15 protein-coding genes are annotated in these 14459 nt (G+C 68.0%); 7 read left to right on the top strand and 8 right to left on the bottom strand.

The genetic code is table 11. The features are described 5' to 3' along the window. Positions 1-13 precede the first annotated feature (13 nt). From ABIB26_RS17540 to ABIB26_RS17530, 3 genes are all read right to left on the bottom strand, one after another. Positions 14-280: a UPF0758 domain-containing protein gene (locus ABIB26_RS17540; protein WP_354246015.1), complete on the bottom strand. Its 267-nt coding sequence runs from the start codon at positions 278-280 to the stop codon at positions 14-16. Positions 281-290: 10 nt separating this feature from the next. Continuing rightward, positions 291-746 carry a hypothetical protein gene (locus ABIB26_RS17535; protein WP_354245911.1) on the bottom strand — a complete coding sequence of 152 codons (456 nt, stop codon included), beginning with the start codon at positions 744-746 and terminating at the stop codon, positions 291-293. Positions 747-817: 71 nt separating this feature from the next. After that, positions 818-1633 (bottom strand): methyltransferase domain-containing protein, encoded by an 816-nt coding sequence (locus ABIB26_RS17530; RefSeq protein ID WP_354245910.1) that lies wholly within the window; start codon positions 1631-1633, stop codon positions 818-820. Between the two features lie 145 nt (positions 1634-1778). Here ABIB26_RS17530 and ABIB26_RS17525 point away from each other — a divergent pair, with 145 nt between their 5' ends. Continuing rightward, on the top strand, positions 1779-3098 hold the full coding sequence (locus ABIB26_RS17525) for an APC family permease (RefSeq protein WP_354245907.1): 1320 nt from the start codon (positions 1779-1781) through the stop codon (positions 3096-3098). Positions 3099-3128: 30 nt separating this feature from the next. Here ABIB26_RS17525 and ABIB26_RS17520 read toward each other — a convergent pair whose 3' ends face one another. Beyond that, positions 3129-4094: an NAD-dependent epimerase/dehydratase family protein gene (locus tag ABIB26_RS17520; protein WP_354245905.1), complete on the bottom strand. Its 966-nt coding sequence runs from the start codon at positions 4092-4094 to the stop codon at positions 3129-3131. Between the two features lie 126 nt (positions 4095-4220). Between ABIB26_RS17520 and ABIB26_RS17515 the strand changes: the two genes are divergently transcribed. The 6 genes from ABIB26_RS17515 (at position 4221) to ABIB26_RS17490 (ending at position 9984) form a co-directional block, all read left to right on the top strand. After that, complete coding sequence (locus ABIB26_RS17515) at positions 4221-4973, top strand: TetR/AcrR family transcriptional regulator (protein WP_354245902.1); 753 nt, start codon at positions 4221-4223, stop codon at positions 4971-4973. A 106-nt stretch (positions 4974-5079) separates the two neighbouring features. Continuing rightward, the gene (locus tag ABIB26_RS17510; RefSeq protein WP_354245899.1) at positions 5080-5571 is read left to right on the top strand and encodes a hypothetical protein; all 492 of its coding nucleotides are present in this window, start codon (positions 5080-5082) and stop codon (positions 5569-5571) included. Positions 5572-5834: 263 nt separating this feature from the next. Next, a complete protein-coding gene (gene dnaK, locus ABIB26_RS17505) occupies positions 5835-7697 on the top strand; it encodes a molecular chaperone DnaK (RefSeq protein ID WP_354245896.1) in 1863 nt (620 codons plus the stop codon). Between the two features lie 2 nt (positions 7698-7699). Further along, a complete protein-coding gene (locus ABIB26_RS17500; protein WP_354245893.1) occupies positions 7700-8374 on the top strand; it encodes a nucleotide exchange factor GrpE in 675 nt (224 codons plus the stop codon). Positions 8375-8562: 188 nt separating this feature from the next. Beyond that, the gene (locus ABIB26_RS17495) at positions 8563-9546 is read left to right on the top strand and encodes a DnaJ C-terminal domain-containing protein (RefSeq protein WP_354245891.1); all 984 of its coding nucleotides are present in this window, start codon (positions 8563-8565) and stop codon (positions 9544-9546) included. A 15-nt stretch (positions 9547-9561) separates the two neighbouring features. Next, on the top strand, positions 9562-9984 hold the full coding sequence (locus tag ABIB26_RS17490; RefSeq protein ID WP_354245889.1) for a heat shock protein transcriptional repressor HspR: 423 nt from the start codon (positions 9562-9564) through the stop codon (positions 9982-9984). Between the two features lie 145 nt (positions 9985-10129). Here ABIB26_RS17490 and ABIB26_RS17485 read toward each other — a convergent pair whose 3' ends face one another. Genes ABIB26_RS17485 through hpaE form a run of 4 tightly spaced genes read right to left on the bottom strand, consistent with a single transcriptional unit; the run spans position 10130 to position 14404 of the window. After that, complete coding sequence (locus tag ABIB26_RS17485) at positions 10130-10963, bottom strand: HpcH/HpaI aldolase family protein (protein WP_502913699.1); 834 nt, start codon at positions 10961-10963, stop codon at positions 10130-10132. Next, complete coding sequence (gene hpaH / locus ABIB26_RS17480) at positions 10948-11733, bottom strand: 2-oxo-hept-4-ene-1,7-dioate hydratase (RefSeq protein WP_354245886.1); 786 nt, start codon at positions 11731-11733, stop codon at positions 10948-10950. Before hpaH ends, ABIB26_RS17485 begins: the two co-directional genes overlap by 16 nt. 1 nt (position 11734) lies before the next feature. After that, positions 11735-12808, bottom strand: a complete 1074-nt coding sequence (hpaD, locus tag ABIB26_RS17475) for a 3,4-dihydroxyphenylacetate 2,3-dioxygenase (protein WP_354245884.1) — start codon at positions 12806-12808, stop codon at positions 11735-11737. Positions 12809-12862: 54 nt separating this feature from the next. Beyond that, positions 12863-14404: a 5-carboxymethyl-2-hydroxymuconate semialdehyde dehydrogenase gene (hpaE, locus tag ABIB26_RS17470; protein ID WP_354245881.1), complete on the bottom strand. Its 1542-nt coding sequence runs from the start codon at positions 14402-14404 to the stop codon at positions 12863-12865. Positions 14405-14459: the final 55 nt, after the last annotated feature.

Genomic DNA, 14459 nt, shown 5'->3' with positions numbered 1-14459 from the left:
GGATGACGTGCGGTCAGCCGTCCGGCCGGCGGCAGGGTGCCGGGGCCGGTGCAGTGTCCGGGTTCCCTGTGGGCCAAGCCGTGAGGTCAGCTGCCTGTAGGCGAAGCAAGCCCGCCACGCCGCCGAAGTCGACCAACATGGACTGCGCCAAAATCAGTACATTGACGCCGGGTCTTCCCGCCCCGAGCAAGATCGCCACCAATTCAGCATCACTCAGTGCTGTAGCGCCGAGCCGGAGGAGCCGTTCCCGAGGCCGTGCACTGACAGGGAGATCCGCCATCCGACCAAGTTCAGCCACATTTGCCCAGCTTTGAATGCGACCAATGATTCATGGTCCTGGGAAGGTCATCGTGCTCCGGATACTGGTCAAAGTACGAGCGCGCGCGGGCCGACATATAGCCCGTCTCGTCGATGGCGAAGTGTCCGATCAGCTGCATGCCCCGTTCGGCCGCCTTCAATTCCAATTCATCGGCCTCGTCCGTGATTGGCTCCGCGAAGTCGTATTCGCTGAATCTGCCAGGGTGGGCGATGGCAAAGTACTTGGTGTATTCCGGATCCAGCGCCACCAGGACAGCATCGTGGAAAGGGGTCAGTGAGCCCGCAAAATCTCCGGCGATGACGTCCACGCTGTTCAGTCGCATTTCCGCGTCCACACAAATCACCACGAGCTTCGGCATGAGTCTGCCGTCCTGGACAATGAACGGGCGGGCGAGAAACTCGAAGTCAAAACCTGCTTGGATGATCATTCTTAGATGCTAGAAAGCCCACACTGGGAGCTCTAGATCCAGGAGCGCTTATGTGGACAAGGGCCTGCCGCTCAGGCCCGGGCAATGACCTCGCCGTTGGGGATCAGGAACCAGCCGTCGTCCGTGGAGCCCCAGCGGTGCCAGCCGGCGGAAATCCGGGCCAGATCGGCGGGCGTGGCGAAGCCGTACTCGAGGGCCTGGTCCGCGAAGGCGGAGTGCAGTACCCGTTCGCCCCACACGCGCGCCTGCCACCGCCTCTGCTGGCCTGTGGCGTAGAGCCAGTTGCTGCTCGAGGGCGCGACGTCGGTGAAGCCGGCGGACTGTGCCCAAAAGACCAGGCGGCGGCCGGCGTCGGGCTCCGCCCCGTTCCGCCGGGCGATCCGCTGGTAAAGCTCCATCCATTCGTCCAGCTCCGGGAGGGACGGGTACCAGCTCATGCCGTGGAAGTCGGCATCGCGGACCGCGACGATCCCGCCGGGCTTTGCCACCCGGCGCATCTCGCGCAGGGCTGCGACAGGATCGGTCAGGTGCTGCAGCACCTGGTGGGCATGGACGACGTCGAAGCTTTCATCCTCGAAGTCCAGGTCATAGACGTTCCCGGCCGCGAACCCGGCGTTCTGCACGCCGCGTTCGGCCGCCAGCGCGGTGGCCTGGGCGATCACCTCGGGGGAGCGGTCCAGTCCGGTGACCTTGCCGGGGTCCACCAGCACGGCGAAGTCGCAGGTGATGCTGCCCGGGCCGCAGCCGACGTCGAGCACCGACACCCCGCGGAGGAGGTGCGGAATCACAAACGCTGCGGAGTTCTCCGCCGTCCGGGAAGCGTGGGCGCGGACCACCGACTCGTGGTGGCCGTGGCTGTACACATCGTCAGGCTGCTGCGCACTCATAATGAAACGCTACCGCCCCGCGGGTGCAATCGGACGGAGCCGCCACGCAGTCAGCCGGCGCAGTCAGCCGGCGGCGGCGGTTTTTCGCGCATGGACGTCGGTTTTGCCGCTTCTGCTCGGGGCGGTTCTGCGGATGATTGGAGGGGTGACCATCAACAGCAAAAAGGCAGGGCTCGGGCTGTTCCGCGCCACCGGCATCTACGTGGGGGCCATCCTGGGCTCGGGCATCCTTGTGCTGCCCGCGATCGCAGCCAAGGAGGCAGGCCCGGCGTCGCTCCTGGCCTGGGCCCTGCTGCTGGTGTTCTGCACCCCCGTGGCGTTCAGTTTCGCCGAAATGAGCCGCCAGCAGCCCGACGCCGGCGGGATAGCCCACTTCGTCACGCGGGCCTACGGCCGCCGCGCCTCAGCCGTGGCGGGCTACCTCTTCTACTTCGCGATTCCGTTCGGTGCCCCGGCGACGGCGGTGATCGGCGGCAACTACATCGCCCACGCGGTGGGTGGCGGGCGGGAAACGGCGCTGCTGGCGGCCGCCCTGCTGCTCGCTGCCGCCTTCGCGAGCAACGCCGTCGGCATCCGGATGTCCAGCGGCATCCAGCTGGTGCTGATGGTCCTGCTGATCGGGCTGCTGGCGCTCGCCGTCGCGCTGGCCGCCCCGTACGCCAAGGCCGAGAACTTCGAACCGTTTGCCCCGCATGGCTACTGGGCGGTGGGCGGGGTGGCAAGCCTGCTCTTCTTCTGCTTCGCCGGGTGGGAGGCGGTCACCCATATCGCCGGGGAATTCCGCCACCCGGAACGCGACCTCAAGCGCGCCACCTGGCTGACCCTGATCGTCGTGGGTGTGGCCTACATCGGCGTGGTTGCAGCCTCGGTGGCCGTGCTGGGGCCACGCCTCCCCGGCAGTGAAGTGCCGATCGCCGAGCTGCTCGAGAAAGGACTCGGCGGACTCGCCGGGCCGCTCACCGCCGTCGCTGCTGCGGTCCTGACCTTCGGCCCGATCAACACGTTTGTGGCAGGTGCCAGCCGGCTGGGCGCCAGCCTGGCGTCCGACGGCGTGCTGCCGCGGACGCTGGCGGGGGACGCCGGGACTGTGCCCGCGGCCAGCCTGGCCGTACTCGCCGGCATGACGTTCCTGTCCTACGGCGCGGCGGCGGCCGGGCTCAGCAACATGCAGTTCCAGATCGGGGCTGCATCCGCCTGCTTCACGGCCGTGACGGCGTTCGGGCTGGCCGCCGGGATCCGCCTGCTGCCGGCGCGGACCGCCGCCTGGTACGGCGTCATTGTTGCCGCGGCAGTGATGGTGGCGGTGCTGCTGTTCAGTGGCTGGGCTCTTGTGGTCCCGCTGGTCCTTGCGGCGGCCGCGTTGTGGGCCGGCAGGCGGGGGGCCCTCGCTGCGCCGATCCCCGGGAACCGCCCAAGCGGACTGCCCGCCGAGGCGGCCGAGGCCGCGGACGCCGGGGTCCGGTAGCCCGCCGTCGCCCCGTGGCCGCAGCTTCCGTCACCGTGCCTGGTCCCCCCACCAGGCCACGGTGGCGGCGGCCGCCGCCTGAAGCGGCGTCGGCCGCAGTCCCAGGGCCGCCTCGCTGGCGCGGGAATCCATCACGAACGGCTTCTCGAACTGGTAGAGGGTCTCGGCCAGTTCCCGGGTCCCGGGGGAGAGCAGCCCCATCGCCCGCAGCGCCCAGCCCGGCACCGCGGCCACGCGTGGCCTGCGCACGCCCGCCGCGGCGGCGAACGCACCGGCGATCTGCCGCTGGCCGAGCGCCGGGCCCGTGGGCGTGTGCCAGACCTTGTTCCACAGCGAGCGGTCCCGCGCAGCCCGGATCATGGCCGCTGCCAGGTCCGGCACATAGCTGAAGGAGTGCGGCTGGTCCGCCCTCCCGATCACCAGCAGGGGCTTGCCTGCCAGTACCGGCCGCAGCATGCGCTCGCCGGCATGGGCCCCGCGGACCCGCGGTCCGAAGAAATCACCCGCCACGACGCTCACCGTGTCCGTTCCGGACGCCGCCCGGGCCTTGAGCAGGGCGGTGCGGATGCCGCGCTTGCCGCCCGGTGCCTCGCGCGGGCTGTCTTCCGCCATGATCCGGTCCGGCTCGCTGTAGGAGTAGAGGCTCTCCGGGAAGACGACGACGGCGCCGGCCTCACCGGCCGCGGCCAGTACGTTCCGCTCGGCACGGGGAAGTTCGACTTCCCAGATCCGGGCGCTGTAGTTCGAACCGTGGATGCAGTGGAAAACGGCGGCGGCGCCACTGAAGAGGCCCTCGAGCCGGGCCGGATCGGACACGTCGGCCGCCGTCCGTTGGATGAGCGGATGGGACGGTCCGCTGCCCGACCGGGTCAGGACGCGCACTCTGTGGCCCGCCGCGGCGAGCTGTTCCGCAACCGTCCAGCCGACGGGTCCGGCTCCGGTCACGACGTACAACGCGGGGGCTTCGCGGGGTTCAGGCCTATCAAACTCGGACATCTTGATCTCCCTCTCGGATACCTGTGAGCAGTGCTCTCTAAATCCAGAATGGACCTGCGCCGCCCCTACGTCAAGAGCACTGCTCACATTTGTTGACACTGCTCTGCCTTGTGGAATGCTGGGACCATGCCACCAGCAGAATCCGCCGCCCGGAAGCCGTCGACGCCGCGTGAGCGCGCCCGCGCCCGGACCATCGAGGACATCATCCGGCTGGGCCGGGAGCATCTGGCCGTTCATGGCGCAGCCGCCCTCTCGCTCCGTGCCGTGGCCAGGGATCTGGGCGTCGTGTCCTCGGCCGTGTACCGGTACGTCGAGAACCGCGAAGAGCTCCTCACACTGCTGCTGGTCGACGCCTACAACGAGCTCGGCGACGCCGTGGACGCCGCCGTCGGGGCTCTGCCGGAGCAGGACTTCACCGGCCGGTTCCGGGCACTGGGAACGGCTGTCCGGAGGTGGGCGCTCAGCGAGCCCGCCCGTTACGGGCTGCTCTTCGGCAGCCCCGTGCCGGGCTACCAGGCGCCCGCGGAGCGGACCACCGGTCCCGGCACGCGGGTCATCCACGCGCTGATGGCGATCCTCGACGCCGCGTACCGCGCCGGCCGGGTGGCCGCCGGAGGCGATCCGAACGCCGTCGTGCCGCCCTTGGCGGCGGACCTCGAGCGGATCCGCACTGAACTGGGCGCCTCCGTCCCGGACGGGCTGCTCGCGCGGGGTGCGCTGGTGTGGACCTCGCTGTTCGGGGCCGTCAGCTTCGAGGTTTTCGGGCAGTACGGCGCGGACACCTTCGCGGCCCCGGATGAGCTCTTTGCCCATCATCTTGCGGTGCTGGCCGGCGTCGCGGGCCTCGATCCCGCCAACTATCAGCCCTCCAATGGCTAGCGGACCGGGCCGGTTTCCTTCCCCTCTGTTGCCTCCCGGCGGTGCTCGATAGACTGCCCCTGCGCCCGCGCGGGTGTGCCCTAATGCTTCCAGGAAGGACCCGAACATGTCCGATAACAGTGAGTTTGCTCGAGAGGCAGCGGAAGCCGAGGGAGAGGCAGCGGAAGCCGAAGGCGGCGCTGCGGAAGATCAGGCTGCCGAAGGCCAGTATGTCGAGGGCGACTACGGCAACGCGGGCACTGCCGGCGAGATCCCTCCCACGGCAGTCGAGGGCGAATACCCCTCCGGCGACTACGGCGCCGCGGGGACGGCCGGTGCAACCTCCGTCGGCGACGAGGAGGGTGGCTATCCCGAGGGTGACTACGGCAAGGCCGGCGCTGTTGGCGGCACGCCCGTCACCACGGAGGAGGGCGACTACCCTGAAGGCGACTATGGCGCCGCGGGGACAGCCGGCGAACGGACAGCCGGCGAACGGCCTGCCGGCCAGGCTTCCACCGACGAAAAGACCGCGGGCGGCACCCCGGCCGAGGACGCCCCCCGCGAAGACGCTCCCCCCGAGGAAGCTCCCCCCGAGGAAGCTCCCCGCGAGGAGCGCTAGCCGGCGGGACTTCGCGCACAGCGAAACCGCAGCCCGGACGGCGTCAATCCGCCGGAACTCCGGGAAATTCTGCGCGCCTGGCCGTGGTCCGCGCTGCCTCCGTCCAAAGTTGAGTCTAGATGGCTCAACTTTGGATTGACTTTGATCCCGGTCTGAGTAAAGTTGAGTGCAGATCGCTCAATAACGGTCGGATCCCCGCGGTTGATGCCACTGTGGTCCGCGGCCAGCCCGGCAAGTTTCCCAAGAAAAGAAGGACGCAACACATGTCACGTGCAGTAGGAATTGACCTCGGAACAACCAACTCCGTCGTCTCCGTTCTCGAAGGCGGCGAGCCCACCGTCATTGCCAACGCCGAGGGTGGCCGCACCACGCCGTCGGTCGTTGCATTCTCCAAGTCCGGCGAAGTGCTGGTCGGCGAGATCGCCAAGCGCCAGGCCGTCAACAACATCGACCGCACCATTCATTCCGTCAAGCGCCACATGGGCACGGACTGGTCCGTCGCCATTGACGACAAGAAGTACACGGCGCAGGAAATCTCCGCCCGTATCCTGATGAAGCTGAAGAACGACGCCGAGTCCTACCTCGGCGAAAAGGTCACCGACGCCGTCGTCACCGTTCCGGCCTACTTCAACGACGCCCAGCGCCAGGCCACCAAGGAGGCCGGCGAAATCGCGGGCCTGAACGTCCTGCGCATCGTCAACGAGCCCACCGCGGCCGCCCTGGCCTACGGCCTGGACAAGGGCAAGGAAGACGAGCTCATCCTCGTGTTCGACCTCGGCGGCGGAACCTTCGACGTCTCCCTCCTCGAGGTGGGCAAGGACGAAGATAACTTCTCCACCATCCAGGTGCGTTCCACCGCCGGTGACAACCACCTCGGCGGCGACGACTGGGACCAGCGCGTCGTTGACTACCTGCTGAACCAGCTCAAGGTCAAGGGCATCGACCTCTCCAAGGACAAGATCGCCCTGCAGCGCCTGCGCGAGGCATCCGAGCAGGCCAAGAAGGAACTCTCCTCCTCCACCAGCACCAACGTCTCCCTCCAGTACCTCTCCGTCACCCCCGACGGCCCGGTCCACCTGGACGAGCAGCTGACCCGCGCCAAGTTCCAGGACCTCACCAAGGACCTGCTGGACCGCACCAAGAAGCCGTTCCAGGACGTCATCAAGGAAGCCGGCATCAAGCTCTCCGAGATCGACCACATCGTGCTCGTCGGCGGGTCCACCCGCATGCCGGCCGTCTACGACCTGGTCAAGGAACTCGCCGGCGGCAAGGAGCCGAACAAGGGCGTCAACCCGGATGAGGTCGTCGCCGTCGGCGCCGCGCTGCAGGCAGGTGTCCTCAAGGGCGAGCGCAAGGACGTGCTGCTGATCGACGTCACACCGCTGTCCCTCGGCATCGAGACCAAGGGCGGTGTCATGACGCACCTGATCGAGCGCAACACGGCCATCCCCACGAAGCGTTCCGAGACCTTCACCACGGCTGACGACAACCAGCCGTCCGTGGCCATCCAGGTCTTCCAGGGCGAGCGCGAGTTCACCCGCGACAACAAGCCGCTGGGAACCTTCGAGCTGACCGGCATCGCACCGGCTCCGCGCGGCGTCCCGCAGGTCGAGGTCACGTTCGACATCGACGCCAACGGCATCGTGCACGTCTCCGCGAAGGACAAGGGCACCGGCAAGGAACAGTCCATGACCATCACCGGCGGCACCGCGCTCTCCAAGGAGGACATCGACCGTATGGTCCGTGACGCCGAGGAGCACGCCGCCGAGGACAAGGCCCGCCGCGAGGCAACTGACACCCGCAACACGGCCGAGCAGCTCGCGTACTCCGTCGACAAGCTGATTGCGGACAACGCCGACAAGCTGCCCGAAGAGGTCAAGACCGAGGTCAAGGCCGACGTCGACGCCCTCAAGGCGGCCCTCGAAGGCACCGATGACGCCGCGGTGAAGACCGCGTTCGAGAAGCTGCAGGCTTCCCAGACCAAGCTTGGCGAGGCCATCTACGCCCAGGCCGGTTCCCCGGACGGCGCCACCGGCGCCCAGGGTGCACCTGCCGGCGAGCAGGCTGCCGGAGCCGACGAGGACATCGTCGACGCCGAGATCGTTGACGAAGACGAGAAGAAGTAATCATGCCCCATCACGGCAACGAAGAGGAGCACGGTTCTTCGGAGAACCGGAGCCACGGCAACGAGCAGGAGAACGAGCCGCAGAAGCCGGTCATCCACGACAACCGCAAGGTTGATCCGAAGACCGGGCAGGCCCGCCACCCTGACCAGGAGCACGCGGCCGCAGGGGACTCCGGTTCCGGGGACGCACTGTCCCAGGCGGAGGACATCCTGAACAGTGTTGAGGTTCCGGCCGAGGAGTCGGTGGCGCAGGGCGTTGACGCGGCCGCGGCCGAGGAGCTCAGGAATGACCTCCGCCGGCTGCAGGCCGAGTACGTCAACTACCGCAAGCGCGTCGAACGCGACCGTGCCGTGGCGGGGGAGATGGCCGTCATCGGCGTCCTGAACGCCCTGCTCCCGGTGCTAGACGATGTCGACGCCGCCCGGCAGCACGGTGACCTCGCGGACGGCCCGTTCGCGGCGATCGCAGCCAAGCTGGAGAACGCGCTGAAGACCTACGGCCTGGAACGCATCAGTGAGACCGGCGTGGAGTTCGATCCCACGATCCACGAGGCCCTCATCCAGCAGCCCGGCCCGGATGTCGAGTTCGACACCGTCAGCGAGGTCCTGCGCTCGGGCTACAAGTCCGGCGACCGCGTGCTCCGCGCAGCCCAGGTCATCGTGGCCGTACCGGCGTAGTCACCTTCGCGAAGCGAGACAAGGGGCCCCGCCCCGCCGCCGGGTGGCCAAGGATCTGCGATCCTCGGCCACCCGGCTCCGGCAGGCCCGATGCCACTCCCGGGCCCCTTGTCTCGCTCCGCTCATGCGGTTGTCTCGCCTAAAGTGAGATGAGCTTCACCGCAACGCAGAACTAGAGAGGAACGCCATTGGCTAGCCAGGACTGGGTGGACAAGGACTTTTACAAGATCCTTGGTGTCGCCAAGGACGCTTCCGACGCCGACATCAAGAAGGCCTACCGGAAGCTCGCGCGGCAGCACCACCCGGACACCAACGCGGGGGATACCGCCTCGGAGAAGAAGTTCAAGGACATCTCCGAGGCCTACTCCGTGCTCTCCGATCCCGACGAGCGCCAGCAGTATGACGCCATCCGGGCCATGGGCGGAGCCAGGTTCGCCCCGGGCGGCGCAGGCGGCGCAGCCGGCGGCGGTGCGGGCTTTGAGGACCTCTTTGGCGGGCTGTTCACCGGCGCCGGGGGACGGCATTCCGGCGGCTACAGCACCGCAGGCGGCATACCGCCCGAGTTCGCCGACCTGTTCGGCGGAGGCGGCGGCTTCGGCGGTGGCCAGTCCTACCAGCGGGCCCCGCAGAAAGGCGCGGACCGGACGGCATCAACCAGCATCTCCTTTGCCGGTGCGATCCGCGGCACCACCATCGGACTGCGCGAACCGGACGGCGAAGTCATCGACGTCCGGATCCCGGCCGGCATCAAGGACGGCCAGAAGGTCCGCGTCCGCGGCAAGGGCCAGTACGGCCCCGCGGGAAACGGCGACCTCATGGTCACGGTCTCGGTGAAGCCGCACGATTTCTACGTCCGCGACGGAGACAATGTCCGCATCCACGTTCCGGTCAGCTTTCCGGAGGCAGCCCTGGGCGCCGACATCGAGGTCCCGACCATCGACGGCGACACGGTCAAGGTCCGTGTTCCGGCCGGCACCCCGTCCGGGCGCACCCTCCGCGTCAAGGGCCGGGGCGTCAAACACGCCAAGGCCACCGGCGACCTGCTGGTGACGATCGACGTCGCGGTTCCGCGGAAGCTCAGCAAGGCAGCGGAGGACGCCGTGAAGGCGTTCGCCGCGGCCACCGCCGGCGAGGATGCCCGCGCCGGCCTGGCGGCCAAGGCCCGGCTCTAGGCAGCGGAGCAGACCGTGAATATCAGTGCTGACCAGCCGATCTTCGTCATCTCGGTGGCCGCGGAACTGGCCGACATGCACCCGCAGACGCTGCGGCAGTACGACCGGCTGGGCATCGTCTCGCCCAGCCGCGCCCCGGGCAAATCCCGGCGGTATTCCCAGCGGGATGTCATGATGCTCCGCGAAGTGCAGCGGCTCTCGCAGGAGGGCGTCTCCCTCGAGGGCATCAAGCGGATCCTCCAGCTGGAGCGCCAGGTCGCCGCGCTGCAGCGGCGGGTCGGTGAACTGACCGAGGAACTGGGACGGCGCCGCCAGCCGCTGGACGCCCGCGTTTTCGCGGCAGGCACTGCCGGCGACGTCGTCAGCCTCGCCCGCGGCAAGCGGCCCCGGGCCCGCTCGCAGGCTTTGGTGGTGTGGAGGCCGCGCGGGACCGACTGACCCCTTGATGGCGGACTCCGCGGCGTGGTCGAGGACGCCGTGGTGGAGGGAGACAAAGTTGCGGGCCGGGTCACGTGGCGGGGAACCCACGCGGACCGGCTGCGTTGCCTGGTCGTTTCGGCAGGCTCAAGCGCCGCAGGTGGCGTCAGTAGCTGGCGGGGGTTTCGGCAGGCTCAACCACCGGAGATGGGACGTACTTCGCGGCGAGGGCTTCGGAGCCGCGTGCCAGCAGCGCAACATCGGCGCCCACCAGCACGAAGGACGCCCCTGCCGCCAGATAGCCGCGGGCCGTGCCTTCGTTGAAGGCGTTCACGCCGGCCGGTTTCCCCGCCGCTTTTGCAGCAGTAAGGCAGCGTTCGACGGCGGCGATCACCTCGGGGTGTTCCTGCTGTCCCAGCACGCCCATGGAGGCCGCCAGATCGGACGGTCCCAGGAAGATGGCGTCCACAGCGTCCACCGCCAGGATGTCCTCCACAGCCTCAACAGCCGCCGTCGATTCGATCTGCACAGTGACGCTGACCGTTTCGCCGGCCCGGGCGAGGTAGTCCGGGATGCGGTTCCAGCGGGCGGCGCGGGCCAGCGCGGAGCCCACGCCGCGGACGCCCTGGGGCGGGTAGCGGGTGGCCGCCACGGCGGATTCCGCTTCGGCGGCCGAGTTCACCATCGGGATCAGCAGGTTCTGCACGCCAAGGTCCAGGTACTGCTTGATCACCACGGTGTCGTTGACCGGGGGGCGGACCAGGACGTGGACCGGGTAGCCGTTCACCGCCTGCAGCTGGGCCAGGATGGATTCGAGGCCGTTGGGGCTGTGCTCGGCGTCGACCAGGAGCCAGTCCAGGCCCGACCCCGCGCAGAGCTCCGCCACGAGCGGGCTGCCTGAGCACACCCACATCCCGGCCAGCGGGCGGTCCGCAGCGGCGAGGGCGTCGCGGAACGTGTTCGCGTAATCAGCATTTCCGGGGTCTACTCGAAGCGGCACGTCACAACTCCCAACGGTCCGTAGTCGGCGTGCACGGTATCGCCCTTGTAGACCCACATCGGCCGGGTGAAGGAGCCGGCGAGGATGATGTCCCCGGCCTTCATGCCGTCTCCGTGGGCGGCGATCTTGTTGGCCAGCCAATGGACCCCGTTGGCCGGGTGGTCCAGGACGCCGGCGGCCACACCGGTCTCCTCCACGGTCTGGTTCTTGTACAGGATCGCGGACACCCAGCGGAGGTCGACGGCGTCGGGCTTTACCGGGTTGCCGCCGATCACCATGGCGCCCATGGCGGCGTTGTCCGAGATGGTGTCCACGATGGTCCGGCCTTCCATTTCGATCCTGGAATCCAGGATCTCCAGGGCCGGAACCACGTAGTCAGTCGCGTTGAGGACGTCGAAGATGGTGCAGCCGGGACCGGACAGGTCCTTCTTCAAGACAAACGCCAGTTCCACCTCCACCCGCGGATGGGTGTACTGATCCCAGGCCACCGAGCAGCCGGTTTCCAGCACCATGTCATCGAAAATGGCACCGTAATCGGGCTCGGTGATGCCTGTGGCGGCCTGCATCGCCCTGGAGGTCAGACCGATCTTGCGCCCCACCAGCTTGCGGCCTGCGTCCTCGTTGCGGCGCCGCCACAGCTGCTGCACGGCGTAGGAGTCCTCCACCGTCATGCCCGGGTAGCGGGCCGTAAGCAGGGGCACGGGTTTGCGGTTCCGGCCCGCCTCCAGCAGCTCGTCGGCGATGGCCTCGATGGTCCTGGCGTCCAGCATGCTAGAGCTGCGCCCCGAGCTTGAAGCCGACTTCCTCGCCCGGCTCGCGGGTGTAGGAGAAGCCGTCGGCTCCCACCGTGACGGCCATTTCGCTCTTGTCTTCACGCACCACGATGGGCTGCGGGTTGCCGTCCAGGTCCAGGACCAGGGAGGCTTCGGTGTACCAGGACGGGACCACGGGGTTGCCCCACCAGTCGCGGCGCTGGTTGTCGTGGACGTCCCAGGTGATCACGGGGTTGTCTGGGTCGCCGGTGTAGTAGTCCTGGGTGTAGATCTCGATCCGGTGGCCGTCCGGATCGAGGATGTAGAGGTAGAAGGCGTTGGAGACACCGTGCCGGCCGGGGCCGCGTTCAATCCGGTCGCTGATGCGCAGGGCGCCCATCTTGTCGCAGATCTGGATGATGTTGTGCTTTTCGTGCGTGGCGAAGGCGACGTGGTGCATGCGCGGGCCATCGCCGCCGGTCAGCGCGGTGTCGTGGACCGTCTGCTTGCGGTGCATCCAGGCCGCGTAGGTGACGCCGTCGGAGTCCTTGATGTCCTCGGACACGCGGAAGCCGAGGTCCTCGAGGTACGCTCGTCCGCGCGGGACGTCCGGGGTGACCTGGTTGAAGTGGTCCAGGCGGACCAGTTCGCCGGCGTTGTAGAGGTCATAGCGCTGGGTGAGGCGTTCGACATGCTCGGTCTCGTAGAAGAACTCGTACGGGAAGCCCAGCGGGTCCTCGACGCGGACGGAGTCGCCGATGCCCTTGGTGAAGCCGCCCTTGCGGCGTTCGGTGCGGCAGCCCAGTTCCTGGTAGTAGGCCTCGGCGGCGTCCACCTCGGCCGGCGACTTGACCCGGTAGGCGAACGCGGCGACGGCGGCGATGGGTCCCTTGCGCAGCACCAGGTTGTGGTGGATGAACTCCTCGAGGGCGCGCAGGTAGATGTTGTTCTCATCTTCCTCGGTGACGTGCAGGCCGAGGACGTCGACGTAGAACTCGCGGGACTTGGCGAGGTCGGTGACCACGATTTCCATGTAGGCGCAGCGGACGATGTCCGGTGCCGGAACGGTGGGGGTGGGTACAAAGTTGGTCATGGTGTTCTCTCTTCTTTGAAAGGGGGTGGGGGAGGGGCTAGCTGTCGCCGGCTACTAGCCCTCGCTGTGGGCGGAGGCTTCGATGCTGCCGAATTTAGGAGTATGAACAGGGCCCAGGGTGATGTGCACGGCCTGCTGGTCGGTGTAGAAATCGATGGAGCGGTAACCGCCCTCGTGCCCCAGCCCGGAGGACTTGACGCCGCCGAACGGGGTGCGGAGGTCGCGGACGTTGTGACTGTTCAGCCACACCATGCCGGCCTCGACGTTCTGGGAGAAGTTATGGGCGCGGGTCAGGTTCTGGGTCCAGATGTAGGCGGCGAGCCCGTATTTGACGCCGTTGGCCAGCTCCAGCGCCTCCTCATCCGAGTCGAACGGGGTGATCGCGACGACCGGTCCGAAGATCTCCTCCTGGAAGATCCGTGCGTCCGGCGCGACGTCGGCGAACACGGTGGGGGCGATGTAGTTGCCTTCAGGGAGGTTCTCGGGGCGTCCGCCGCCGGCCAGCAGCCGGCCCTCGGACTTGCCGATCTCCACATAGGAGGCCACCTTGGCATAGTGCTCGGGGTGGACCAGGGCGCCGACCTCGGTCTTCGGATCGTGCGGGTCCCCGACCACGATGTTCTTCGCCCGGGCGGCGTACTTTTCGCAGAACTCCTCGTAGATGCCGCGCTCCACCAGGATGCGGGAACCGGCCGTGCAGCGTTCTCCGTTGAGCGAGAAGACGCCGAACAGGGCGGAGTCGATCGCGGCGTCGAGGTCGGCGTCGGCGAACACGACGCACGGGGACTTGCCGCCGAGCTCCATGGAGAGGCCCTTGAGGTTGGCGGCGGCGTTGCGGAAGATCGTCTGGCCCGTGGTGGTCTCGCCGGTGAAGGAGATCAGCGGCACGTCCGGGTGCTTGACCAGCGCGTCACCGGCTTCCTCGCCCAGGCCGTTGACCAGGTTGAACACCCCGTCGGGCAGGCCGGCATCCTTGAAGATGGTCGCCCAGAGGGATGCCGAGAGCGGGGTGAACTCGGCCGGCTTCAGGACCACGGTGTTGCCGGTGGCCAGCGCCGGGGCCAGCTTCCAGGACTCCAGCATGAACGGGGTGTTCCACGGCGTGATGAGCCCGGCGACGCCGATCGGCTTGCGGTTCACATAGTTGATCTGCGAGCCGGGGACCTTCATGGCGTCGTCGAACTGGGCGACGATCAGGTCCGCGAAGAAGCGGAAGTTTTCGGCTGCACGGAGGGCCTGGCCCTTGGCCTGGGTGATCGGCAGGCCGGTGTCGAAGGTTTCGAGTTCGGCGAGCCGGTCCTCCTGGGCCTCGACGGCGTCGGCGATCCTGTTCAGGACACGGGCGCGTTCGCGCGGCTTCATCTTCGGCCACGGGCCGTTGACGAAGGCTTCGCGGGCGGCAGCGACGGCGAGGTCGATGTCCTCCTTCTGGCCGGCCGCGGCGGTGGCGTAGTTCTGGTTGGAGACCGGGTCCAGGACATCGAAGGTGGCCCCGCCCACGGAGTCAACGAAGTCGCCGTTGATGTAGTGCTGGATATGGGTGGGCAGGTCCTGCGGCACATAGTGCGTGCTGGCTTCTGCGGCAGTAAACGTCATTGTTGTTTCCTTACTACTGGGTGGGTCCGGACAGCGTCCCGGGCAATCGGGTCAG

This window comes from Arthrobacter sp. UYEF20, assembly GCF_040546335.1.
Lineage (GTDB): Bacteria > Actinomycetota > Actinomycetes > Actinomycetales > Micrococcaceae > Arthrobacter.
The sequence above is the reverse complement of the archived record's forward strand: the minus strand, read 5'-3'. Positions and strand labels throughout refer to the sequence as shown.